The 24,095-nt window shown below is 59.2% G+C and carries 21 protein-coding genes; 9 read left to right on the top strand and 12 right to left on the bottom strand.

The window, feature by feature from the left end:
• Positions 1-5: 5 nt before the first annotated feature.
• The gene (locus tag CAK95_RS16865) at positions 6-659 is read right to left on the bottom strand and encodes a DUF1028 domain-containing protein (protein ID WP_086088954.1); all 654 of its coding nucleotides are present in this window, start codon (positions 657-659) and stop codon (positions 6-8) included.
• A 43-nt stretch (positions 660-702) separates the two neighbouring features.
• Between CAK95_RS16865 and argE the strand changes: the two genes are divergently transcribed.
• The 3 genes from argE to CAK95_RS16850 are packed head-to-tail and all read left to right on the top strand — an operon-like array spanning position 703 to position 3,313.
• Positions 703-1,887 carry an acetylornithine deacetylase gene (argE, locus tag CAK95_RS16860; protein WP_086088953.1) on the top strand — a complete coding sequence of 395 codons (1,185 nt, stop codon included), beginning with the start codon at positions 703-705 and terminating at the stop codon, positions 1,885-1,887.
• Positions 1,884-2,318 carry a GlcG/HbpS family heme-binding protein gene (locus CAK95_RS16855; RefSeq protein ID WP_086091478.1) on the top strand — a complete coding sequence of 145 codons (435 nt, stop codon included), beginning with the start codon at positions 1,884-1,886 and terminating at the stop codon, positions 2,316-2,318. The genes argE and CAK95_RS16855 overlap by 4 nt, the downstream gene beginning before the upstream one ends.
• Positions 2,315-3,313, top strand: coding sequence for an NAD(P)H-quinone oxidoreductase (locus CAK95_RS16850; RefSeq protein WP_086088952.1), 999 nt, complete (start codon positions 2,315-2,317; stop codon positions 3,311-3,313). Before CAK95_RS16855 ends, CAK95_RS16850 begins: the two co-directional genes overlap by 4 nt.
• Before the next feature lie 43 nt (positions 3,314-3,356).
• On the opposite strand, the gene CAK95_RS16845 is transcribed toward CAK95_RS16850, so the two are convergent.
• Together CAK95_RS16845 and CAK95_RS16840 are read right to left on the bottom strand one after the other, a co-directional pair.
• Positions 3,357-4,535 carry a 3-hydroxybenzoate 6-monooxygenase gene (locus CAK95_RS16845; protein ID WP_086088951.1) on the bottom strand — a complete coding sequence of 393 codons (1,179 nt, stop codon included), beginning with the start codon at positions 4,533-4,535 and terminating at the stop codon, positions 3,357-3,359.
• Positions 4,536-4,574: 39 nt separating this feature from the next.
• Positions 4,575-5,426, bottom strand: coding sequence for a fumarylacetoacetate hydrolase family protein (locus CAK95_RS16840; protein ID WP_086088950.1), 852 nt, complete (start codon positions 5,424-5,426; stop codon positions 4,575-4,577).
• Positions 5,427-5,757: 331 nt separating this feature from the next.
• Here CAK95_RS16840 and CAK95_RS16835 point away from each other — a divergent pair, with 331 nt between their 5' ends.
• Complete coding sequence (locus CAK95_RS16835; RefSeq protein ID WP_086088949.1) at positions 5,758-6,477, top strand: IclR family transcriptional regulator; 720 nt, start codon at positions 5,758-5,760, stop codon at positions 6,475-6,477.
• A gap of 27 nt (positions 6,478-6,504) precedes the next feature.
• On the opposite strand, the gene CAK95_RS16830 is transcribed toward CAK95_RS16835, so the two are convergent.
• The 5 genes from CAK95_RS16830 to CAK95_RS16810 are packed head-to-tail and all read right to left on the bottom strand — an operon-like array spanning position 6,505 to position 12,200.
• Positions 6,505-7,857, bottom strand: a complete 1,353-nt coding sequence (locus tag CAK95_RS16830) for a pyruvate dehydrogenase complex dihydrolipoamide acetyltransferase (RefSeq protein ID WP_086088948.1) — start codon at positions 7,855-7,857, stop codon at positions 6,505-6,507.
• Positions 7,858-7,897: 40 nt separating this feature from the next.
• Positions 7,898-8,878 carry an alpha-ketoacid dehydrogenase subunit beta gene (locus tag CAK95_RS16825; protein WP_086088947.1) on the bottom strand — a complete coding sequence of 327 codons (981 nt, stop codon included), beginning with the start codon at positions 8,876-8,878 and terminating at the stop codon, positions 7,898-7,900.
• Entirely contained in the window at positions 8,866-9,888 is a 1,023-nt protein-coding gene (locus CAK95_RS16820; protein ID WP_086088946.1) for a thiamine pyrophosphate-dependent dehydrogenase E1 component subunit alpha, read from the bottom strand. The genes CAK95_RS16825 and CAK95_RS16820 overlap by 13 nt, the downstream gene beginning before the upstream one ends.
• A 12-nt stretch (positions 9,889-9,900) precedes the next feature.
• Complete coding sequence (locus CAK95_RS16815) at positions 9,901-10,854, bottom strand: NAD(P)-dependent oxidoreductase (protein WP_086088945.1); 954 nt, start codon at positions 10,852-10,854, stop codon at positions 9,901-9,903.
• Between the two features lie 53 nt (positions 10,855-10,907).
• Complete coding sequence (locus CAK95_RS16810) at positions 10,908-12,200, bottom strand: M24 family metallopeptidase (protein WP_086088944.1); 1,293 nt, start codon at positions 12,198-12,200, stop codon at positions 10,908-10,910.
• 176 nt (positions 12,201-12,376) lie between these two features.
• Between CAK95_RS16810 and CAK95_RS16805 the strand changes: the two genes are divergently transcribed.
• On the top strand, positions 12,377-13,444 hold the full coding sequence (locus tag CAK95_RS16805) for a LacI family DNA-binding transcriptional regulator (RefSeq protein WP_086088943.1): 1,068 nt from the start codon (positions 12,377-12,379) through the stop codon (positions 13,442-13,444).
• 44 nt (positions 13,445-13,488) lie between these two features.
• Here the strand turns inward: CAK95_RS16805 and CAK95_RS16800 are convergent, their stop codons facing one another.
• The 4 genes from CAK95_RS16800 to CAK95_RS16785 all read right to left on the bottom strand — a co-directional run bounded on the left by CAK95_RS16800 (position 13,489) and on the right by CAK95_RS16785 (position 18,881).
• On the bottom strand, positions 13,489-14,601 hold the full coding sequence (locus tag CAK95_RS16800; protein ID WP_086088942.1) for an ABC transporter permease: 1,113 nt from the start codon (positions 14,599-14,601) through the stop codon (positions 13,489-13,491).
• A 2-nt stretch (positions 14,602-14,603) separates the two neighbouring features.
• Positions 14,604-17,396: a ribosome-associated ATPase/putative transporter RbbA gene (gene rbbA, locus CAK95_RS16795; RefSeq protein ID WP_086091477.1), complete on the bottom strand. Its 2,793-nt coding sequence runs from the start codon at positions 17,394-17,396 to the stop codon at positions 14,604-14,606.
• On the bottom strand, positions 17,393-18,463 hold the full coding sequence (locus tag CAK95_RS16790; RefSeq protein ID WP_086088941.1) for an HlyD family secretion protein: 1,071 nt from the start codon (positions 18,461-18,463) through the stop codon (positions 17,393-17,395). The genes rbbA and CAK95_RS16790 overlap by 4 nt, the downstream gene beginning before the upstream one ends.
• A gap of 91 nt (positions 18,464-18,554) precedes the next feature.
• A complete protein-coding gene (locus CAK95_RS16785) occupies positions 18,555-18,881 on the bottom strand; it encodes a phasin family protein (protein ID WP_086088940.1) in 327 nt (108 codons plus the stop codon).
• A 20-nt stretch (positions 18,882-18,901) separates the two neighbouring features.
• Between CAK95_RS16785 and CAK95_RS16780 the strand changes: the two genes are divergently transcribed.
• The 4 genes from CAK95_RS16780 to CAK95_RS16765 are packed head-to-tail and all read left to right on the top strand — an operon-like array spanning position 18,902 to position 24,091.
• Entirely contained in the window at positions 18,902-19,624 is a 723-nt protein-coding gene (locus tag CAK95_RS16780) for a TetR/AcrR family transcriptional regulator (RefSeq protein ID WP_245303436.1), read from the top strand.
• Between the two features lie 18 nt (positions 19,625-19,642).
• A complete protein-coding gene (locus tag CAK95_RS16775; RefSeq protein ID WP_425349617.1) occupies positions 19,643-21,502 on the top strand; it encodes a PHA/PHB synthase family protein in 1,860 nt (619 codons plus the stop codon).
• Positions 21,486-22,910 (top strand): bifunctional enoyl-CoA hydratase/phosphate acetyltransferase, encoded by a 1,425-nt coding sequence (locus tag CAK95_RS16770; protein WP_086088937.1) that lies wholly within the window; start codon positions 21,486-21,488, stop codon positions 22,908-22,910. Before CAK95_RS16775 ends, CAK95_RS16770 begins: the two co-directional genes overlap by 17 nt.
• The gene (locus CAK95_RS16765; RefSeq protein ID WP_086088936.1) at positions 22,907-24,091 is read left to right on the top strand and encodes an acetate/propionate family kinase; all 1,185 of its coding nucleotides are present in this window, start codon (positions 22,907-22,909) and stop codon (positions 24,089-24,091) included. The genes CAK95_RS16770 and CAK95_RS16765 overlap by 4 nt, the downstream gene beginning before the upstream one ends.
• The last annotated feature ends 4 nt before the right edge of the window (positions 24,092-24,095 follow it).

The raw sequence follows: 24,095 nt of genomic DNA, 5'->3' as shown, positions 1-24,095 counted from the left end.
GGATGCTAGAAGCTCGGTGCAGTGCCCGGTGCCCGCGCGCGCGATTCATAGGCGGCACGCTGCGGGGCATACAATGTCCAGATGCGGCGCAGCTCGCCGATCGGCTCGTCGTGCCAGTCGACACGCAGATCGACCACCGGCCAGTCATAGATGTCAGCAACATGCAGACCTGCCGCGTGCTCGTCTCCGGTTTCACCACCGGCAGCAAGTCCGGCTTCAAGGCCGCGCATCAGGCGCTCCGCCAGGCTTTCTGCCGACGATTTTTCGAAGGCAGCGACCATCTGCGCAGGAACATCGGGCGATGCCAAAAGATTTCCAAGCGCGATGCAGCCGCGTCCTTCACTGAAGGCGGCAAGCGGCAGCGCTTCTTTTCCGGAATGCAAAGCCGTCTTGCCGTAGCGATCGATGACGCCGACTTGGCGATAGTCAGGGTCCGGCGTCCCAGCGAGAAGCAGATCAAGCACCGCGCCAGCGCCCAGCCCTTGCCGCAACAGGCCAAGGCCCGCAGGTCCAAGTGCCGGATCGGTGATGTTCTGTGTCGATACCGCGCCAAGCGGACCGACCCAGGCGCATCGGCTGGCGACGCAAATCGACGACGATGTGATCGCGATCCCGAATGCTCCGGTCTTCTCGCATCGGGCAGCTATGGAATATGTCATTGCGCGTCACCTCGTCTTTCACGCTCACACTAAATGACCTGCGATGACTGATCAACAAACCACGCTTGAGATTCTGGATGCGCTGATCGGATTTCCATCCATCAGTCGTGATTCGAATCTCGATATCGTGTCGTGGATCGAAAGTTATCTCGCACGGCATGATGTCCGGTCGCAACGCATTGCAGACAGGACCGGCGCAAAGGCTTCCATCCTTGCGACCATCGGCCCTTCCGATCGGGCCGGCATCGTCTTGTCCGCACATACCGATGTCGTGCCGGTCGACGGACAGGACTGGTCGAGCCCACCGTTTACCGCGACCAGGCGCGACAATCGCATTGTCGGTCGCGGCGCGACGGACATGAAAGGCTTCATCGCCGGTGTTCTTGCCCATGCCCCGCACTTCAAGGCGGCCGCAACACAGACCCCGGTGCACATTGCGTTGTCTTACGACGAAGAGGTTGGCTGTCTTGGCGCCCCAGACCTCGTCGACGTGGTGGCGAGCCTGCCAACAAAGCCTGCGCTTTGCATTGTCGGCGAGCCGACCGGGCTGAATGCCGTATATGCGCATAAGGGAAAGGTCGCACGCAGGATCATCGTCACAGGCCGCGGCGGACATTCCGCCCTTCCCCATCGCGCGGCCAATGCCGTGACAGCTGCGGCAAGGCTTGTGAACAACATCAGCGATCTCGCCGACACCACAAGCAATTCCGATGTGCGGGATGAGGCGTTCGACCCGCCCTACACCACCATCCATGTCGGCTCCCTGCACGGCGGCACGGCGCTCAATCTCGTGCCAGATCGCGCAGTCATAGAATTCGAGATCCGGGATATCCCGGGGACCGACGTCGCATCACTTCTCGCACAAATCGACCGTTTCATTGATGAGCAGCGAAACGATCTCAAGCGACAGGCTTCCGAAGCCGATATCATTGTTGAGAATATTTCGTCCTATCCCTCGCTCATGATTGCACAGAACGATGCGGCGGTTGCGACCGTGGCGCGTCTTGCGGACAGCAAACACCCGGCCGGTACGGTGAGCTTTGGCACCGAGGCCGGACTCTACGCAAAAGCCGGCATCCCGACCGTCGTCTGCGGACCAGGCGATATCGGCCGTGCGCACAAGGCGGACGAATGGATCGGCATCGACGAACTCGCGCAAGCCGATGCGATGATGAAAAGACTGGCGGCCCATCTCAATCAGCCGGCCGAACAATGGATCAAGGCATGAGCAAAGCAGACACCACGAGACCGTTCCTGAAACTCACGCATCAGGGCGCCCTGATCGCGTTGCAGGCGGCTGTCGCGAAGGCAGAGGAGCTGGGCGTGCCGCAGAACATCACCATCGTCGACGATGGCGGCAACATGCTGGCTTATATCCGCATGGACAATGCCAAGCTGCTCTCGGCGGAAACCTCAAAGTCGAAGGCCATCACGGCCGCATCGCATCGCCAGCCGACATCGCGGCTCGATCCGAAGCTGGAAGTGAAGCTCGCGATCGCAGCCGGAGGCCGCCTCACCAATCTCGAAGGCGGACTTCCCATCGTCATCGACGGCGTTTGCGTCGGTGCGGTTGGCGTCGGGTCCGGGACCGGTGCACAGGACGTGGAAGTTGCCCGTGCTGCGCTCAAGGGCATTGGAGCGGAGGATCAAATTCCATGAACACCATTCCCGACACCATGCGTTGCATGATCGCAAAGGAAAAGGGAGGCCCTGAGGTTCTCGCCGTGGAAACCCGGCCGGTGCCCAAGCCGCAACCGGGTGAAGTGCTGATCAAGGTTGACTATGCCGGAGTCAGCCGGCCGGACATCATGCAGCGAAAGGGAATTTTCGTGCCACCTCCGGGCGCGAACGATATCCTTGGTCTTGAATGCGCCGGCACCGTCGTCGCGCTCGGCGAGAAGGCTGACGGCCTCGCCATTGGCGACCGCGTCGCCGCGCTCCTTCTCTCTGGCGGTTATGCGGAATATGTGGCGACCGACGCGCGGCATTGTCTCAAACTACCCGATCATATCTCGATGCGCGATGGCGGCGCATTGCCCGAAGTCGTCTTCACGGTGTGGCACAATCTGTTTGAGCTGGGACGCCTCACGCCTGGCGATTCAGTCCTCGTTCATGGCGGCGCCAGTGGCATCGGAACCATGGCGATCCAGCTTGCCGCCGCGACCGGCGCCACCGCTTATGCGACACTTGGCTCCAAGCAAAAGCAACAGGCCGTGGCTGACCTCGGCTGCAAGGCCTCCATTCTTTACAAGGATGAGGACTTTACAACGGCGATTAAAGATCTCACCAGCGGGCGCGGCGTCGATGTCGTCCTCGACATTGTCGGTGGCTCCTATGTGCCGCGCAACATCTCCATCCTTGCGGCGGGCGGACGCCACGTCAGCCTGTCGTTTCTTGAAAGCTCGGCGACCGCGATCGATCTCGGCCCCGTCATGGGCAGGAGCCTGACGCTCACCTCTTCAACCCTGCGTCCAAAATCCGCGGACGAAAAAGCGCGGCTCAAGCGCGCGATCGAGCATCACGCCTGGCCTCTGATTACGTCGGGCCACGTGAAAGCCGTGGTGCACGCGGAATTTCCGCTGGCTGAAGCAGCAAAAGCCCACGAGATGCTGGAGGCCTCGCAACATATCGGCAAGGTCGTCCTGCGCTGCTGAAAACGCGCCGTCGATACATTCAGCTCATACGACTGCCATAAGGCTACGCCGCCAGAGCCTGGCGACCGTCATAGAGCCAGGCCAGAGCTTCCCTGAAGCTTCGGTCGTCCATGGCACTGAGCGTGGCATTTCTCACGAGCGCATGCGCACCGGAGGGATGGAAAATATGGTCGCCGATCAGGCGCGAGCCAAGTTGCACCCGCGCCGTTCGCACCAGTCGCTCCTGCCGATAACGATCGAGAGCGTTGACCACATCGCTGCCAGCTTGGCCAAGCACACGCGCCAGGCACATCCCGTCTTCCATTGCCATGCAAGCGCCTTGCGCAAAATACTGCAGCGTCGGATGTGCCGCATCGCCCAGCAAGGTCGCACGGCCGTCATTCCAATTCTCGGCCGGATCACGATCGCAGAGAACCCACTTTTTCCAGTTCTGACCGGAACTGATGATGCGACGCACTTCTGGGACGAGATGAGCGAACTTCTCGGCCACCGTTTCATCGCTCACAGGCACGCCTGTCACAGCGACATCGGCATCGTCATGCGCGGTCGCGACCAGATTGAAGACCTTTGCGCCCTTCAGCGGATAGTGGACCACATGGGTCTTCGGCCCCACCCAGATCGTCATTGAATTCCACTGGAATTCCTTCGGCATCTGTTCGGTGGGAATGACCGAACGAAATGTCGTATGACCGGAGACCCGTGGCGGTCCATCGTTGATGATCTGTGCGCGGATCGCGGAATGCAGGCCGTCGGCACCGACCAGCACATCCCCTTCAAATGTGAGGCCATCGACCGACACGGCGCGAATGGCGTTCACGTCCTGCTCAAAATTCTTGATTCGCACGGCGGTCTTGATGTCTACCAGACCGCTGGCTTGGCAGGCATCGATCAGGGATTGATGCAAGTCGGCGCGATGCACCACGACGTAGGGATTACCAAAGCGCTCCCTGAAGTCGTCACCATAGGAAAAGCGATTGATCTGCCGGCCCGTCGCGGAATCCATCAGCCTGAAGGAGTCGACATAGACCGCACCCTTCAGAAGATATTCACCCATGCCGAGCTGGTCCAGCACATGAAAGGCGTTTGGTCCCAGCTGGATGCCCGCACCGATTTCGCCGAGTTTCGGCGAAGATTCGAGAACGGTTGTGCGAGTGCCAGTTTTCGCCAACGCCAAGGCTGCGGCAAGACCACCAATTCCGGCTCCGACGATCACGACATGCATGTCTTTATGCCTTCTGCGAGATCAAACGACCAATCCGATTTATCGAACCTCGACATCCATCGAGCCGATCCGCTCGATGGTTGCGCTGATGCGGTCGCCGGGCTTGACCGGACCGACGCCTTCCGGCGTGCCGGTCAAGAGAATGTCGCCGACCTCCAGTGTATAGAATTTCGACGCAAATTCGATGAGCCCCGGCGTATCGATGACAAGATCGCGTGTGTTCGCCGATTGCCTCACTTCACCATTGACTGACAACTCAAACGACAGGTTTGAAGGATCGCTCAACTCATCCGCCGTCACGAACCACGGCCCAAGAACCGTGTAAGTATCGACGGACTTCCGCAGGCTCCTCTCCTCCGGGCCTCGCACCGTCATATCGAGACCGATGAGATAGCCCGCAACGATATCCAGCGCATTTGCAGCGCTGACATTCGTTGCCGCCTTGCCGATGACGACGCCCAGCTCGATTTCATGATCGCTTCTGCGGTCCGGGAAGCGAAGCTCGACACCCTCTCCGGGGCCGACGACGGAGCTTGTAGACTTCAGAAAAAGACCGGTCTCGTGAATTTGCCGCACGTGATGGCGCGAGAATGTTTCCTTCTCGGCAATCGCTTCGTCGAGATGCGCTTGATAATTGACCGGCGCGGCTACGATCTTTCCCGGATTGGCGACGGGCGACAGCAATTTCACACTCGAGAGTTTAATCGGCGTCGCGGTCTTCGCGATTTCTTCGAACAGAGGCATCAGCTTTGGCAGCTGAGCAATCATCGGATCAAATCGCGGCAAAGGATACGAGAACGTGCCGAGCTCACTGAGCGCCGCGGTCACATCGTAAACGTGATCGTCCCGGACGAGACCCACGCGGTTATCGTTAAAACGGCAGATACGCATTCTCGCAATTCCAGCCTTCGATAGTTGTCAAACTAGGCTCCTGCGAGCCTGCGCCATAGCTTATGACAACTATTTTCCCAGAAAACAAGAAAAATGTCTTTAAATTTCTGTCTGGGTCACCCAATATCCGGCCTCGGTTGAAGACCAGGGACATCTGCCGCTACCGCCCCCAAGAGCATGATGCCGAAAAGTGCGATGCGGTTTTCGGACGACATCATGCTCTAATGTATAAGAATCGATCACGTTTATGATTTTGGATCATCGATCCAAAATCATCGTGATCTAGGCCCGCACGCGAAGGGATTCGGCTCTGGTCAGCATCTCCGATAAGTTGCTCTCGGTATTTGGCCTGTTCACCTTCGAGCAGCCGCGATGGACCGTCGAGCAAGCCGCCGAGGAACTGGGATTAGCTCAGAGCACGACCTATCGATATTTTCGCAAATTGTCCGATGCAGGGCTGATTGTCGCGATCAGCACTGGCCAATACGTGCTTGGACCGACGATCACAATGCTCGATCGTCAAATGCGGATGCTCGACCCGCTCATCACGTCCGCTGACACGCTGATGCAAAGGCTGGCCCCGACCATCGAAATTCCGTCGGTGCTGTTTGTTTGCCGGCTTTATCGCAACCAGGTGATGTGCATCTACACCCACGACGTCGGCAAACCCGGATTTGCCTATAGCTACGAACGCGGCCGGCCGATGCCGCTCCATCGTGGGGCGGCTTCAAAAGTCATTATGGCGCATTTGCCGGCGCGTGTTGTCCGTCCCTTGATCGAACAAAATCAGAAAGACGTCACCGCCGCAGGCCTCGGTTCCACCTGGCCCATCACCAAGAAGCGTCTGCGACTGATCCGCAATGCCGGCGTCCTGGTGACGCGGGGCGATCTGGACCGCGGTCTTCTCGGTATCGCAAGTCCAATCTTTGGAAAGGATGGCGGCGTCATCGGCAGTTTCTGCATTGTCATGAAGGATGACAAGTCAGCCGAGCAACAGCTCGATACGCTGACTGAAAAGATCGTCAGCGCATCGCGCGTCATTACGGCCTGACGAGCAGATGGCAGGTTTGCCAAACCTTTAAGCCACCAGCATCGTCAGCGGCTGTTCGAGGTAGTTTTTCACGGCCGCCAGCAGTTGCGCCCCGAGCGCGCCATCGATGACGCGGTGATCGCACGACAGCGTGATGGTCATCTGGCTTTCGAAACGCACGCCGCCATCCTCGGTTTCGACCGGACGGCGCTGCGAAGCGCCGACTGCGAGGATGGTCGATTGCGGCGGGTTAATGATGGCCGCAAAATCACGCACGCCATACATGCCGAGATTGGAAATGGCGCTGACGCCGCCCTGATACTCTTCCGGCTTCAGTTTCTTGTCGCGCGCACGCTCAGCCAACGATCGCATCTCATTCGAGATCGCGCTAAGCGACTTTTCGTTTGCCGCGCGCAGCACCGGCGTCAGCAAGCCGCCGTCGATGGCGACCGCAACGCCAATATCGGCGCGGTTGAAACGCAGAATGCGGTCGTCAGCCCAGACAGCATTGGTCGCCGGTACACGTATCAGCGCCAACGCCAGCGCCTTGATGACGAAGTCATTGACGGAGATGCGATAGTCCGCTGCGCCGTCCGGCCGCGGCGCAGCCGCATTCGCTTCGGCGCGCAGCTTGAGCAGCGCATCGATGCTGACGTCGGCGTTGAGATAGAAATGCGGAATGATCTGCTTGGCCTGCGTCAGCCGTGCGGCAATGGTCTTGCGCATGCCGTCGAGCGGCACTTCATTGAACGGCACATCGCGGTAGAGCGCGAGAATGTCGGACGCCGATGGCCCGGCCGCCGGTGCACCGGCAGGCGCGCGTCTGATCTGTCCCTCCACGTCGCGCGCAACGATACGGCCATGCGGACCGGAACCTGTGATGCGCGACAGATCGATGCCGTTCTCGCCGGCCAGACGCCGCGCGAGCGGAGTCACGCTGATGCCGCCGATGCGCGCGGGCCCGTAATTGCGTTCCGGCGTGCGCACTTCGCGGAACAGGTCCATGGGGATCGGCTTGGCTGCCGGGATGCCAACCACTATCCGCTCATCCCCGCGAAAGCGGGGATCCAGGCTTGTTTGATTCTGGATTCCCGCCTGCGCGGGAATGAGTGGAGCTTGTGGCTGCGCTGATTGCTTTGCAGCCGGCTGATGCGCTTCGGCCGCTTCCGCCGATGCCGCCAGCACCGCAACAACAGCGCCGACCGGCGCGACATCTCCGGTCGCAACACGGATCTCCGCCAGCACACCGGCGCTGGTCGCCGGCACCTCCATCGAAGTCTTGTCGGTCTCGATCTCGAACAGATTGTCGCCGGGCTGAACAGCATCACCCGTCGCCTTGTACCAGCGGGTGATCTTGCCCTCGGCCACCGTCTCGCCGAGCTGCGGCATCAGGATGTCCATTCGTCCCTCTCAACGAGCAGCGGTGAACTCCGCCGTGATGTTACGAACCGAGCGACTGTCGCACACGCTCGGCGATGCGGCCGGGCGTCGGCAACACCGTGTCTTCGAGCACATCGGCCGCCGGCAGCGGAATATGCGGCGTGGTGATGCGCACGATCGGTCCATCGAGATCGTAGAAAGCCTCGTCGGCAACGATCGAGGCGATCTCCGCACCCCAGCCGCACAGCCGCGGATTTTCCTCAACCGTAAACAGCCGGTGCGTGCGCGCGACCGAGCCGAGGATCGTCTGCGTATCGAGCGGCACCAGCGAGCGCACATCGACCACTTCGCAATCGATGCCGTGTTCGGCCTTCAACTTCTCCGCGGCTTCGAGCGCGCGCGGCACCATGAGCGCCAGCGCCAGAATGGTTGCGTCCTTGCCGGGCCGCACGATCTTGGCCGTGCCGAGCGTGTCGACAATTTCGCCGTCCGGCACCTCGCCCTTCATCGGATAGAGCGACTTGTGCTCGAAGAAGATCACGGGGTCTGGATCGCGCACCGCCGCGGCGAGAAGGCCGATCACATCACGCGGGCTTGAGGGTGCGACGACCTTCAGACCCGGGATCATCATGCACCAGTTCTCGACGCTCTGCGAATGCTGGGCGCCAAAGCGCGAGCCGGCGCCATTGCCGGTGCGCACCACCAGCGGACATTTCACCTGCCCGTTGGTCATGTAGCGGCTCTTCGGGAATTCATTGGCGATGTAATCGAAGCACACCGCCAGAAAGTCCGAGAACATGATCTCGGCAATCGGCTTGAGGCCCGTCATCGCCGCGCCCATGGCCGCGCCGAGAATCGCCTGTTCGGAGATCGGCGTGTCGCGCACGCGCAACGGACCGAACTGCTCGTAGAGACCGACAGTCGCCTTGAACACGCCGCCAGCCTTGGCGACGTCCTCGCCGAGAAACACCACATCCGGATCGCGCGCCATTTCCTGAGCAATGCCGCGCGCAACCGCGTCGCGATAGGTCAGTTCCGCCATGCGAAACCTCCATCGGCATACACGTCGGTCATGATGATGTCCTGCGATGGAATCGGCGCGGCCTTGCATTGGTCGGTCGCATCGTCGACCTCACGCTTGATCGCGCTTTCGATGCCGAGAATGACATCCTTGTCGATACCGAAATCGAGCAGGCGCTCGCGATAGACCTTGACCGGGTCGCGCTCCTTCCATTTCTCGAGTTCGCCTTCGGGGCGATACTTGGCCGGGTCGGCGCGCGAATGGCCGCTGTGCCGATAGGTGATGCATTCGATCAATGACGGGCCTTCGCCCTTGCGCGCCTTGTCATAGGCCGCCATCGCCGTGCGATAGACTGCGTCGGCATCGTTGCCATCGACGATGATGCGCTCAAGTCCGTAAGCGGACGCACGATCGGCGGCCGGATGCGGCACCGCCGTCACATCGCCGATCGGCGTATATTCCATGTAATGGTTGTTTTCGCAGACGAAGATCACCGGCAGTTTCCAGATCGCGGCGAAGTTCAGCGCCTCATGGAAGGCACCAATATTGGTGGTACCATCGCCGAAGAAGCACACCGACACATCATCCTGTCCTTTATATTGCGCACGCCACGCCGCGCCGCAGGCGATCGGCAGATGCGCGCCGATGATGGCATACGAGCCCATCACCCCGTGCTCAACGGACGTCAGATGCATCGAGCCGCCCTTGCCGCGCATCAGGCCGTTGTCGCGGCCCATCAATTCGCCGAGCACCTGCTCTACCGGCACACCGCGTGCCAGCGTATGCGCATGGCCTCTGTAAGTGCAAAACGACAAATCGCCGGGCTTCATCGCTGCTGCAAAGCCGGCCGCCACCGCTTCCTGCCCGAGCGACAGATGGCTCGTGCCCTTCACCAGGTTCTGCAAAAACAGATCGAACGCCCGCTGCTCTGCCTCGCGCAGCAGAAACTGCAGACGGTACAGCTCAAGTCGCACGTCCTCGCCAAGGTCGTCGTTCGACGAGGAAATCTCGCTCTTCTGCAACGGTTTCATGGCAGCATCCGCCTAGCTCTCGAGTCCGGTGCCGACATTCTTGTTTTCGCTGGTCAGCTTCATGCCCGCCAGCTCGGCCATGGTTTCCGCCATCTTGGCAAAGTCCTGCGCCAGGATGTCCTTGCTGTTCGGCTGTGACAGCGCCTTGCCGATATGCTGCTGCAAAACCTCGCGCGTTGCTGCGGTAACCGGCATTGGCACGTCCCATTCGCGGCCGAGTTCGAGACCAAGGTCGAGATCCTTGCGCAGCAATTCCGGCGTGAAAGTCGTGGTCCAGTCGAGATTGACCAAAGCCGGCGTCTTGTAGGCGGTGAACATCGATCCCATGACGCCATTGTTCATGAAGGCGAGGAAAGCATGACGCGGCACGCCCATCTTGTTGGCGAGCAGCGTGATCTCGGTCAGGTTCTCGATGACGACGCCCAGCATCACGTTATGGGCAATCTTGCAGATGCGGGCGAGTTCGCCCTCACCCACATACGACACGCCGCGCGGCGCGAAAATCTCGATCAGCGGCATCGCCTGCTTGGCAGCGGCCTCGGGACCCGAAACGACAGCAGAGAGCTTGCCGGCCTTGATGACGAGAGCGTTGCCGGACACCGGCGAACACACGAAATCGATATTGTGCTCCTTCAGACGCGCACGAATGCGCTCGGAATCCTCAACCGAAATCGACGAGCAATCGACGAAGATCTTCGGCAGCTTGCCTTTGGCATTGGTGACAATGCCGTCCTTGCCGAAATAGACCTCTTCGAGATCCTTTCCTTCGGAGACAATGGCAAACAGAATATCGACGCCTGAGAGATCGGCGAGTTTATCGACCACCTTGCCACCGAGCTTGGTCAGCGGCTCGGCCTTGGACTTGGTGCGGTTCCAGATCGAGACATCCTGCCCTGCAATCAGGAGCCGCTCGGCCATCTGGTAGCCCATGCGTCCGACGCCGATCCAGCCAAGTTTCAGTGCCATGTGTTTCCTCCGCTATGCGTCGATATATGTGACAATGTATCAGGATTTCGGGATCAATACTTCGCCGAGATCGGCAGCTCTTCGGCCGGGAACAGCGAGATCACCTTGCAGCCCTTGTCGGTGACCACGACCTCTTCCTCGATGCGGGCGCCGGAATAGCCGTCGGTCGCCGGGCAATAGGTCTCGATCGCGAACACCATGCCTTCCTTGATCTCGGTCGGGTGATCCATCGACACAACACGCGAGATGATCGGCCGCTCGTGCAGCGCAAGGCCAAGGCCGTGCGCGAATTGCAGGCCGAAGGCGCTCATCTCGTCGGGGAAACCGAACTCGGGCGCCTTCGGAAACGCTTCGCAGATCTGCGAGGTCATCGCCCCCGGCTTGATCCGCGCCATCGCATTGTCGAGCCATTCACGCGCCTTCTTGTAGGCGTCGCGCTGACTGTCGGTCGCGCGCACCACATTGAAGGTGCGGTAATAGCAGGTGCGATAGCCCATGAAGCTCTGCAGGATATCGAAGAAGGCCTGATCGCCCGGCCGGATCAGCCGGTCGGTGAAATTATGCGGATGCGGATTGCAGCGCTCGCCGGAAATCGCATTGATTGCTTCGACATCGTCGGAACCGTGGGTGTAGAGAAACTTGTTCACCTCGGCGACGATGTCGTTCTCGCGCACGCCCGGCCGCAGCTTCTCGTTGATCAGGTCATAGGCGCCGTCGACCATCGCCGCGGCGCGATTGAGCAGCGCGATCTCGTCGATCGATTTGATCTCGCGCGCCTCCAGCATCACCTGCTGGCCGTCCTTAACCTTCAGTCCGGCTTTCTCCAGTTCGAACATCATCGGCGGCTCGATGATGTCGACACCAAGCGGCATGTCGGCAACGCCGGCTTCGCGCAACAGCGCTGCGATCTCTTCCGCATGCCGCTTCATCAGACCGAAGGCCGGATTGACCGTGCCGCGCAAACCGACGAGACCAGCCTTGCAATTCTCCGGCTTCAGCCATGGCGCATACAGCTTGTGATGCACGGCCGCCGAGCCGAAATCCCACAGGATCGGATCGGGCGAACCGCGTGTCAGCAGCGCCCAGCGCGAAAGCTTGTCGCGCTCCCATTCGCCGATCTTGGTCGAGGTCAGGTAGCGGATGTTGTTGACATCGAACACCAGCAGCGCGCCGAGCTCTGAATTATCCAGCGCCATCCGCGCGCGAGAGAGCCGGTAGGTATGCAGCCGGCGATAATCGACGCGCTCCTCGAAATCGACCCCCATGATGCCCAGAGACGGCAGCGCCCGGCCCCAGTTATGACGCGGGTTGATGTCTTCGGCTGAAACGATCCGAGGCTCGGTCATTGGCGCTTCTCCCTGCAATCGATTGCATAAAAGCTGGCGCTTAGGTTGTCAACCGATCCGACTCCAGCCGTTTTTCGCTCCTATGGCACCGCTATACTAGTGTTTCATGTGACGAAATGTATGCAATCGTTTGTACATTTCGGCTATGGTGAGGATCATCTTCCGATGTCAGAAGCATGAAACCGCTGGATCCCATCAAAAAACGCCGCGTGACATTGAAACTCGTCGCCGACCGTGCCGGCGTGCACGCATCCACGGCGTCGCGCGCGCTTAATCCGGTAACCCGCTCCATGGTGCTCCCGAGTGTCGCACAGAAGGTGCTCGATGCGGCGCAGGAACTCGGTTACCACCCCGACCCGGTCGCCGCGAGTCTGCGCACCGGGCGATCGAAACTCGCCGCCATCCTCGTTCCCGACATTTCCAACAGTGTCTTTGCGCCCATCCTCAGCGGCGCCAGCGAACGCCTGGCGACGGAAGGATACACCGTCATCGTCGCGGACGTCGGGAGCGACAAGGATAAGCAGCTCAATATTGCTTCCGGCCTCATGGCGCGCAGGGTCGATGGATTTATCCTCGCGACGGTCAGCAAGGATGACCCGCTTGTCGCTTTCTGTTTGGAACAGAACATCCCCGCAGTGCTGGTCAATCGCGCGGAAGCTCAATCGCGCCTCTCAAGCGTCGTTTCGGACGACGAGTTGGGCATGCAAATGGCCGTGGATCATCTGGTCAGCCTCACTCACAAAATCATCGGCCATATCGCCGGTCCCGCCCAACATTCGACCGGATATCTGCGCCGGCGCGGTTTCGGCCGCGCCATGGCCAGGCACGGGCTCACCGAGAACTCACCCTGCCAGATCGCGAAAAGCTACTCGCGGCATGAGGGCGCACATGCCGCTCGCAGACTACTCGATTCACACCCTCAAGTGACCGCAATCGTTGCCGCCAACGACCTCCTTGCACTCGGCGTCTATGATGTTTTCCGGGAGCGGGGCATTAACTGCCCTGCCGAGATTTCGGTTGTTGGCCACAACGACATGCAACTCGTCGACATGATAGAGCCGCCGCTCACCACCATTCGCATCGACCATCACGAAATGGGACGGCAAGCTGCGGAGCTGCTGAGGCAGGTGATCGAGAATCCCGATAAGGCCAAGCACAACGTCACTCTGCAGCCGATACTGATCGTTCGGTCTTCGACCGCTGCTCCGAGAAAGCCGAAACCACAAACGCGATCAGAACGATAACGCTGCGATACTCCGGTAAAAGACGCCCACCTTGTCCAAGGCCGTCATCTCAAAAACTGTCTGAATCGACGCAGCGAGAAAAAGAAAAGCACGACCCCAATCCCGAGCAAGGCGGCGAATTGCGGCCACACGACACCAATGCCTGCCCCACGGAAGAGGATGGCCTGTGCCAGGATGACGAAATGCGTATTGGGCGCGGCGAGCATGATGATCTGGATCATCTCGGGCATGCTTTCGCGCGGTGTCGTGGCGCCGGACAATAGCTGAAGCGGAAGCAAGACAAGCATCAGCAACAACCCGAATTGCGGCATTGAGCCGGCGACGGTGGCAAGAAAGATCCCCATGCAGGTGGTTGCAAAGAGGTGCAGCGCGGCACCGGCAAGAAAAAGTGCAACCGACCCATGGATTGGAACTGAAAGCAGGCCTTGCACGATCACGATCAAAGAAAAGGTGGTGGCCAGAAGCACAACAAGTCCCATCGACCAGATCTTGCTGACCATGATTTCCGTCGGCGTCACCGGCATCACGAGAAGATGCTCGATCGTTCCATGCTCGCGTTCGCGAATGAGTGCGGCACCCGTCAATACGATAGAGAGCATGGTGATCGAGGAAATCATATTGGTAACGGCACCGAACCAGCTTTTGTTCAGCTCCTGATTGAAGCGCGTGCGCAACGTGAGATCGACCGGAACGGAGGCCGCGCTGCGATAGCGGTTGAGAAATTCCCTGACTTCACTGGTCACGATAGACTGAACATAGCCGCCGCCGGTGAAGGCTTGTGTCATGCGGGTCGCATCGATGTTGAGCTGGATGGTTGGCGCCCTGCCGGCCAGCAGATCGCGTTGAAAGTCCGGCGGAATATCGAGTGCAAACGTATCGAGACCGGAATCCATCCGGCTGTCCATTTCGTGCTGGGAGATAATCCGCGGCGTCGTGAAATAGGGCGGATAAAGCGCCGTGATGATCCGCGCCGATACTGGTGATTGGTCCTCATCGACGACCGCAATCGCAGCCCGGTTCAAGGTTTCGGGCATGGCTTTCGAAGCCGTGTAAATGGAGAGCGTAAACGCATAAGCGATCAGCGTCAGCAGCATGGGATCGCGGGCAAGACCGCGCAGTTCCTTGATCCCGAGTTGGACGATGTTGGTCAGGCGCATGATCAACGTGCCTGCTTCTTGAGGAAGAGAACACCGAGTCCCAGCAGCACGGGTGCCGCCACAAGGAGGGGGACAAACGCGGTCCACAGATCGGTCATGCCCAGTGCTTTCGAGAAGGTGCCGCGCGAGATCGTTACGAAATATGTTGCCGGATAAATCTGGCCGATCAGTGCGCCAGCCCCCTGCAGCGACGAAACCGGATCGATAATGCCCGAATACTGGACCGCAGGAACGAGCGTTATAAGCACGGTACCAAAGATCGCCGCAATCTGGCTCTTCATGAATGTAGAAATGACAAGCCCCAGCGCGGTTGTCACGATCACGTATATCAGAGCGGCAGCCGTCAACGTAAGAAAGCTCCCTGTGAAGGGAATGCGAAATATGAAAATCGCGAAAGCCACCATCAACAGGAAATTCAGCATCGCCAGCGCCACATAGGGCAACTGTTTGCCCAGCAGGAATTCAAGCCGCGTGACAGGCGTCACATAGAAATTGATGATCGAGCCGAGTTCCTTTTCACGAACGACGCTTAAAACGCTCAGCATCGCGGGTATCATCATCAGCAGCAAAGGGATGACGGCCGGCACCATGGCGACGAGACTCTGGATATCGGGGTTATACCGGTATCGGATTGCGAGCTGAAAATCGCCGACGGTCGCGGCGTCACCATAAAGCTCACGGGCTTTTTGTATCAGCCAGCCCTGATGCATCCCCTGGACATAACCGCGCACGGTCTCGGCCCGGGTCGGCATCGCTCCGTCAATCCAGGCGCCAATCTCGACCTTCCGTCCGCGCGTCGCGTCCCGGCCGAAACCCGGAGGGATTTCTATCGCCAGACTGAGTTCGCCGGTACGCATGCGGCGGTCGAGATCCTCATAATCGGAGATCGGCGGCTTCTCGGTGAAATAACGTGAACCCGCTATTTGCAACGCATAATCGCGGCTGATCGTGGTGTCATCACGGTCGAGCACCGCGAAGGAAAGGTTCTCGACATCCATGTTGATGCCATATCCGATGACGAACATCAGTAGAACGCTACCGAGGATCGCAAGCGTGGCGCGAATGGGATCCCGCCGCAATTCAAGCGTCTCCCGCTTCGTATAGGCAAACATCCGCCGAAACTCGAATGGACGATATGGCTGTTTCTGCTTGGCGGACTGATCGTCTTCCTTGTCTTTCCCGGTCGCAGGGATCACGAGCGGTACGGCTGCTTTTTGTGAATCATGGCTCTGATCTATTGCTTCCTCGAGGAAGGCAACGAATGCGTCTTCGAGATTGTCTGCGGACCGTTTCTCAACAATCGCCGCGGGCGTATCGCTGATCAGGACCTTTCCTGCATGCATGAGCGAAATCCGATCACACAGTTCCGCTTCATTCATGAAATGGGTGGAGACGAAGATCGTCACATTGTCCTTGCGGGACAGATCGGACAGAATCTGCCAGAAGCCATCGCGGGCAATAGGATCGACCCCTGATGTCGGCTCGTCCAAGATCAGGATATCGGGTGAGTGGATCATTGCCACAGCGAGAGACAGTCGCTGACGGATGCCAAGTGGCAGCGCATTGGGCAGTGCATCCATGACGCCAGCGAGATCGAAGCGACGTGCCATCTCATCGATCCTTGCCGGAACGGCATCCTGAGGAATGCTAAAAAGCCGGGCGTGCAGATCGAGATTCTGGTGGACGCTCAGTTCGGAATACAGAGAAAAGGCCTGCGACATGTAGCCAACACGCTGGCGCACCGTGATGTCGTTCGGATCGACATCACGCCCGAACAGGCGCGCTATTCCTTCGCTGGCCGGCAGAAGGCCGGTCAGCATCTTCATGGTCGTTGTTTTGCCGCAGCCATTCGAACCCAGAAAGCCGAATATCTCTCCGCGAGGAATACGAAAGCTGACATTGTCGACAGCCGTAAAATCGCCAAAGCGCATCGTCAGATGCTCGGCCTCAATGGCAATCTCGCCTTGCATGTCCTGCGAACGAGAGGGAATCGTGACCTCACGATGATTGCGGCGCCTCTCCTCGGGCAGAAGCGCAATGAAGGCGGCATCCACCGTGGCCGTTTTCGTCGTGCTAAGCAGATCGGACGGGGTTCCTGTTGCCAGCACTTTGCCGCCGTCCATCGCCACCAGCCAATCGAAACGGGCGGCCTCTTCCATATAGGCGGTGGCAACGATGACGCTCATATTCGCGCGGTCACGGCGCATCTCGTCGATTAGTTCCCAGAACTGGCGGCGTGACAGCGGGTCAACACCGGTCGTCGGCTCATCAAGGATCAGCAGTTCAGGATCGTGAATGAGCGCGCAGCACAGACCGAGCTTCTGCTTCATGCCACCTGAAAGCTTGCCAGCCGGCCGATCCGCAAAGGGTGTCAATCCGGTCCGTTGGAGAAGTCCGGCAATGCGGCTTTTGCGTTCAGTCGCGTCATGGCCAAACAGGCGGCCGAAGAAATCAATATTCTCAAAGACGGACAGCGTCGGATAAAGATTCCGGCCAAGTCCCTGCGGCATGTAGGCAATGCGCGGGCAGGCCTGCCGCCGGTGCGTGGCGTCACCCATGTCGCCGCCGAGCACGATCACCTGCCCTTCCTGGATGACATGGGCGCCAGCGATCAGCGACAGAAGCGTGGATTTTCCAACTCCGTCCGGTCCGATCAGGCCAACCATGCACCCGCCTGGTATTTCAAGCGTGACATCGTCGACCGCCCGGGTCTGTCCGTAAGACAGACTGACGGATTTGAGATGGACGATAGGCGAAGATGCCGTCGCGCCCTGCCTGCTTGGCCGTCCGCTCATTGCGCCAACGGTCCGGCGAGACGCGCCGGCCACTCCGCTTTTGAATCGAAGCGTACATAGGCCATGCCGGGAAGCCCGGTCTTGACCTGAAGAATATATTTGCGGAGCAGATCAGGTGAAATCTGCGCCTTGATGCGGAACATCAGTTTCTGACGTTCCTCCTCCGTCTCGACGGTCTTGGGGGTGAACTGGGCGACGTCAGCCACATAGCTCACCTTTGCGGGGATCAGATATTGCGGAACCGCATCGAGCACGATGCGCGCATCGGCGCCGATGGAAATCCGGCCGGCCTGCGCCGTTGGCAAAAAGAACGTCATATAGACGTCACTGAGGTCCACCAGGTTGAGCACGCGTCCGCCATTGGAGAGAACCTCACCCGGCTGGGCAACGCGATATTGAACACGGCCGTCGCGTGGCGATGTCAACGTGCTGTCATTGATGTCGGCGGCGATGCTCTCGATCGAGGCGCGTGCAGCGTCGACGGACGCTCCCGCATCGACAACCTGAGCCTTTGCCGCACTGATGGCGGCCTCCGATGCCGCGAGCTGTGCGCGGGCCGCTCCGACCGCAGCCTTGGCGCCTTCATGCGTCGCGCGGTCGTCATCGAGAACCTGTTGAGATACCGAGTTGGTCTTTATCAGCTGTTCTGACCGCGCCAGCTTTCTTTCTGTTGCATCGAGCTGTGCCATGCGTTGCGCCACAACTGCAACAGCCGCGGTCCGTTCGGCCTCTCTCTGAATCACGAGACTCTTGGCGGTATCGACGCCGATAATCGCGCGTTGCAACTGGGCCTGCGCCTGACGGCGTTGGGCCTCCAGTTGTTCGGTATCCATCCGCGCAAGCACTTGTCCGGCCCGCACGAAATCTCCTTCGTTGACCAGGATGTCCTTGATGCGCCCGGCAGTTTTTGTGGAAATATCGATCTCAACCGCTTCGATGCGCCCGTTGCCGCCCGCAATCCCATCGGGAAGGCTGTTGCGACCGGCGGCCTGCCACATGAAATAGCCGCTCACGGCCATAGCGATTAGCAGGGCTATGGTGAGCCACCTGGCCCAGCCCTTCGTCATTGCACATGTTTCCTTTGCTGATTTCGAACGCCACTATGCGGCAATGGACTGATTGTCGGAATCCACTGCCGCCCGGAAGTAGAAATATCGATCAATTGTTCAATGGCGCCGCGAGGTTTGTGCGCACATTGTCCAGGAGTTTCGCGCCTTCATCGCAGGATCGCACCCAGCCCTTTTGCGCGAACTCCGCGTGGCACTTCAATGCTTCTGCTGGATCGCTGCACTGAGAGAGTTTTCTGACGTATTCCGCCTGAGTTTCGAAGCAGGAGGCGGTAAATCCCAAAGCCTCTTTCCAGGCCGAAGTATAAAACTTCAACGGTCCTTCGGACACGGACTTGGCCCATTCAGGGTTTGTGAAAAATGGTAGCTTGCCATTCGTCGCCAGGAATTCAGGACCTGTCACCTTCTCAGTCGTCATTTGGAATCTCCACAACGAGTTTGCTTTCACACGCGCAAAGCAAGACTATTCATCTGCCGAACCCGGAGCTTGATCCATATCAACAGCGGTTGACTGATCCTGGGGGTAATATTGCGACAGTTTTCAACAATCCTTTTCGGGGAAAGATGCGTCGCAAATTGTCACTCCAGCATGGTGTCACCACGCGAGGTCTCATTCTGGATGCCGCGGTATTGCGATTTTCACAGCACTCGTACGAAGAAACGGCTTTGCGCGATATCGCCGCCGACGTTGGCGTCGATGTTGCGTATGTGCACCGATGTTTCGGTTCAAAAGAGCAGCTTTTTGCTCAGGCCGTCGCGGCGGTCATCCAGCCCGGTCAGCTTATCAAGGACGCTAAAGGCAAGCTCGCCCGGACGCTCGCCAGGAGGGCGTTCACGCGTGACGTCGCGCGCAAGCGCGGCGACATCGGCCCGCTTGATATTGTCATCCGCTCGCTGTCAAGCCCCGACGCAGCCGGCGTCCTTCGCGAATTCATTATGAAGGATTTTATCGATCCGCTGGCCGAGACGCTTGAACGCCCGGCAAATGCGCGAGCGGCCCTGATTGCAGCGTTTTTGACCGGCCTGGGAATCTTGCGAAACGTTCTTGCCATCGATCCACTGCTTGAAATGCCGGACGGTGCGCTTGAGCATCTTGTCACCCATATCATCCAAAGCATGATGGATACGGACTCCATCACTCCGCGCGCACGCTCGAATTGACACAGCACGATTTAGGCCATGAGCACATCCATGAGCACAGAAGCAAAGCTAGTCCCAATCACGGCTGGGGCGCCCGCGGCGCAGCAGCCCCGACCGGCAGCCATAGCGGGCACGGCTGGTTCAAGACAGCCTCTGCCGCGGGACGAAATCACAAGCGGTGAAGCGTTTCACGCGATCGATCGTATGGCGGAAGCCCTCAGCGCCCAAGCGACCGGCGGATTATCTCCGGCCGCCATCGCGCTTGCTTTCTTCGACTGGTCCATTCATCTCGCCGCCGCACCCGGCAAGCGCATGGAGCTCGCGAACAAGGCCGCACGTAAAACGGCGCGGCTGCTCATGCATCTTTGCTCCGCCTGCCGGGATCCCGAAACCTCGCCGTGCATCTCACCGCTGCCGGGTGACTACCGTTTCCGTGCAGAAGGCTGGGAAAAGCAGCCATACGCCCTTCTGTCACAAGCCTTCCTGCTCAATCAGCAATGGTGGCACAACGTAACGCATGACGTTCCTGGCGTCACACCTCATCACCAGCACGTTATATCTTTCATTGCGCGTCAAATGCTTGACGTATTCTCGCCGTCGAACCTGCCTTTCACCAATCCGGAAATTGTCAGAAGGGCCGCACAAACAGGCGGAGCGAATTTCATCCAAGGCTTCCAGAACTGGCTGGAAGACGTGAACCACTTTGCAACGCAGCGTCCGCCGGTCGGCACTGAAAATTTCCAGGTGGGACGCGATGTCGCGGCCACGCCCGGTCGGGTCGTCTATCGAAATCATCTGATCGAACTCATCCAGTATTCGCCGCTTACGGAGACGGTGACCTCCGAGCCGGTATTGATCGTGCCGGCCTGGATCATGAAATATTATATTCTCGACCTTTCGCCGCATAACTCGCTTATTCGCTATTTGGTTGAGCGCGGCCATACGGTTTTTTGCATCTCGTGGCGCAATCCGGGCGCCGAGGATCGCGATCTCACCATGGATGATTATCGGCGCAAGGGCATCATGGCTGCTCTTGACGCGGTGAATGCGATCGTTCCCGATCGCAAGATCCATGCGACCGGATACTGCCTCGGCGGCACGCTCCTCTCCATCGCAGCTGCAGCGATGGCGCGCAGCGGCGACGATCGTCTCGCAACCGTCACGCTATTTGCCGCACAGACGGACTTCACCGAACCAGGCGAACTCGCCCTTTTCATCGATCACAGCCAGATGCACTTTCTGGAAAGCATGATGTGGAACAGGGGCTATCTTTCGTCCGACCAGATGGCAGGAGCCTTTCAACTTCTGCGCACCAATGACCTCGTGTGGTCGCGTCTTGTCCACGATTATATGATGGGCGAACGCAAGCCGATGAACGACTTGATGGCCTGGAATGCGGATTCCACCCGCATGCCTTACAAGATGCATGCCGAGTATCTCCGCCGCCTTTATCTGAACAATGAACTCGCGGGCGGACGCTTTATGGTCGACGACAAACCAACAGCCCTTCAGAATATCCGTGTGCCGATGTTTGTCGTCGGAACTGAACGTGACCATGTTGCGCCCTGGCGATCCGTCTACAAGATCCACCAGCTTTGCGATACCGACATCACCTTCGTGCTGACAAGCGGTGGCCATAATGCCGGTATTGTCAGTGAGCCCGGCCATCCGGGACGACGCTATCGCATCGGCTTGAAACACGCGCCCGATCCGTATCTCGGCCCGGACGAATGGGCGGAGGCCGCTCAGCATAAAGATGGTTCGTGGTGGGTGGACTGGAGCGAATGGCTCGCCCAGAATTCCGCGTCGAACCGCGTCCCGGCGCCATCGATGGGAGCCGCAGCGAAAGGATACAGGCCGATCGAAAATGCCCCCGGCAGTTATGTCTTTCAACGGTGAGGCGAATGTGGACACTTCATTTCTGAGGAACCGGACGTTCGATGAACTGCAGGTGGGCGACACCGCCTCCTTGGTGCGCATTGTCGGACGGGATGATATCGACCTCTTCGCCGCGGTCTCAGGCGACGTGAACCCCGCCCATCTCGACGCGACTTTCGCGGCAACCGACCTCTTCGGCCATGTTGTTGCTCACGGCATGTGGACGGGAGCGCTGATCTCAGCTGTTCTGGGGACAAACTTGCCCGGTCCAGGCACGATCTATCTCGCTCAGGATTTCAGATTTCTGAAACCGGTCATGCCTGGCGATACTGTCACCGCGACTGTCACGGTAAAAGAAAAGCAGGCCGAGAAGCACATCGTTCTTCTCGATACCGTGTGCACCAATCAAAATGGCGATGCAGTTCTCAGCGGGACAGCGACTGTTATTGCCCCCGATCGAACGATCGAATGGCCGCGCAAAAGATTGCCCGATGTGTCGCTCCGGCGCCATGAGCGCTACGAATCCTTCATAAAGACCGCAAGAAGCAGTCCGCCCATCCCGGCGGCCATTGTGCATCCGTGTTCGCCGGAAGCTATTCTTGGCGCCATTGAGGTTCGCGACGAGGGCCTACTTGTTCCGATCCTGATCGGACCGGAGGCAAAAATCCGCGCGGCTGCCGAGACGGCAAAAGTCTCGCTCGACGGGCTCACGATTGAGGCTGTCCCACATAGTCATGCCGCCGCCGAGCGCGCGGTCGAATTTGCACTGTCTGGCAAGGTTTCGATTTTGGTCAAGGGCAACCTTCACACAGACGAATTGTTGGGCGCAGTCGTCAGCTCCGGACTGCGGACGGAACGACGGATCAGCCACGTCTTCGTCATGGACGTGCCCGCTTACGCCAAACCGTTGGTCATCACGGATGCGGCGGTGAATATCCTGCCGACACTCGAACACAAACGGGACATCTGCCAGAATGCCGTCGATCTGCTACGCAAGCTTGGCCTGAAGGAGCCGCTGGTCGCGGTGCTGGCTGCGGTCGAGACGGTCAATCCTCAGATGCCGGCAACGCTCGATGCTGCCGCGCTCACGGTCATGGCCGCGCGCGGCCAGATTGTCGGCGCAAAGGTGGATGGTCCCCTCGCATTCGACAATGCCGTCAGTCCGGATGCCGCTCTGACCAAGGGCATCGTCTCTCCTGTCGCCGGCTACGCCGATATTCTGCTGGTGCCCGACCTCGAAGCCGGAAACATGCTGGCCAAGCAGTTGATTTACTTTGCTGGCGCTACGGCTGCGGGACTTGTGCTCGGCGCACGCGTTCCGATCGTACTGACCAGCCGCGCCGATCCGCTGACGGCGCGGATCGCCTCAGCGGCACTGGCCAAACTTGTGGCTGCCCCACAGCCTCTCGAGACGATTGCACCAGCATGAGTGACCTGCTGATCACGTTCAATGCCGGATCTTCGACCGTCAAGATCGGACTTTTCGAGATCAGGACGATGGAACACGCTCACCGCATTGCCAAGGGCGTGATCGATTTCCAAAAGCATCCGCTTCATCTGCGCATCACCAAGGGCGCCTCAACATTCGACGATAATCTTGCAGCCGCGGCTTCTGACGATCTCAGCGCCGTCATGGCCGACACGCTCGACTGTCTTGGAAAGCATTTCGATTTGAGCCAGCTTGCGGCGGCCGGTCACCGCATCGTCCATGGCGGCGATCGGTTTGAAGGGCCTGCCAGGATCAACGACGCAACGGTTGACGCCATTGAGGCGCTAACGAAACTCGCTCCACTGCATCAGCCACAAAGTCTGCGCCTGATTCGCGCCATTCGAAGCCTGAAGCCCACACTGGCGCAATCAGCCTCGTTCGATACGGCATTTCACCGTACCAATAACGATATTGTCCGCCGTTTCGCGATCCCTCGCGGCTTTTATGATGCCGGCATCAAGCGCTACGGCTTCCACGGGCTGTCCTACAAGTTCATCGCAGGCGCGTTGAAGCGCTGCGCTCCTGATGCAGCGCGCGGCAAAGTCGTCGCTGCGCATCTGGGAAGCGGCGCGAGCCTCTGTGCGCTCGACGATAGCGTGAGCCGGGACAGCAGCATGGGATTTTCGACGCTCGATGGCATTCCCATGGCTACACGGTGCGGCACACTGGACCCCGGCGTCCTCTTGCATTTGCTGGGACCGGGCGGAAAATCCCTGCACGAGATGGAGGATATACTTTATCACCGATCCGGCCTGCTCGGTGTATCCGGGATCAGTGCTGACAGCCGTGTGCTTCTGGCAAGCAACGAACCGCTGGCGCGTGAAGCGATCGACCTGTTCACATTTCGGATTGCCGGCGAAGTTGCCCGGCTCACTGCAACGCTCGGCGGACTCGATGCTATCGTCTTCACAGCAGGCATCGGCGAGAACCAGCCGCTCATTCGGGAAAAAATCTGCGATCGTCTGGGGTGGCTCGGGATAGCGCTCGATCCCAAAGCAAATGCTGGCAACGCGAAAACGGTTAGCACCATATCCAGCCGCGTCACGGCGCTCGTCATCCCCACGGACGAAGAACAGGTCATCGCCGACGAGGCGCTCTTCGTTCTGAACGGAAAGGACTGATATC

Origin of the sequence: Pseudorhodoplanes sinuspersici, from assembly GCF_002119765.1 — a bacterium.
GTDB classification, from domain to species: Bacteria; Pseudomonadota; Alphaproteobacteria; order Rhizobiales; family Xanthobacteraceae; genus Pseudorhodoplanes; species Pseudorhodoplanes sinuspersici.
Note: the sequence above shows the minus strand (reverse complement) of the source record. Positions and strands in the feature narration are given on the sequence as shown.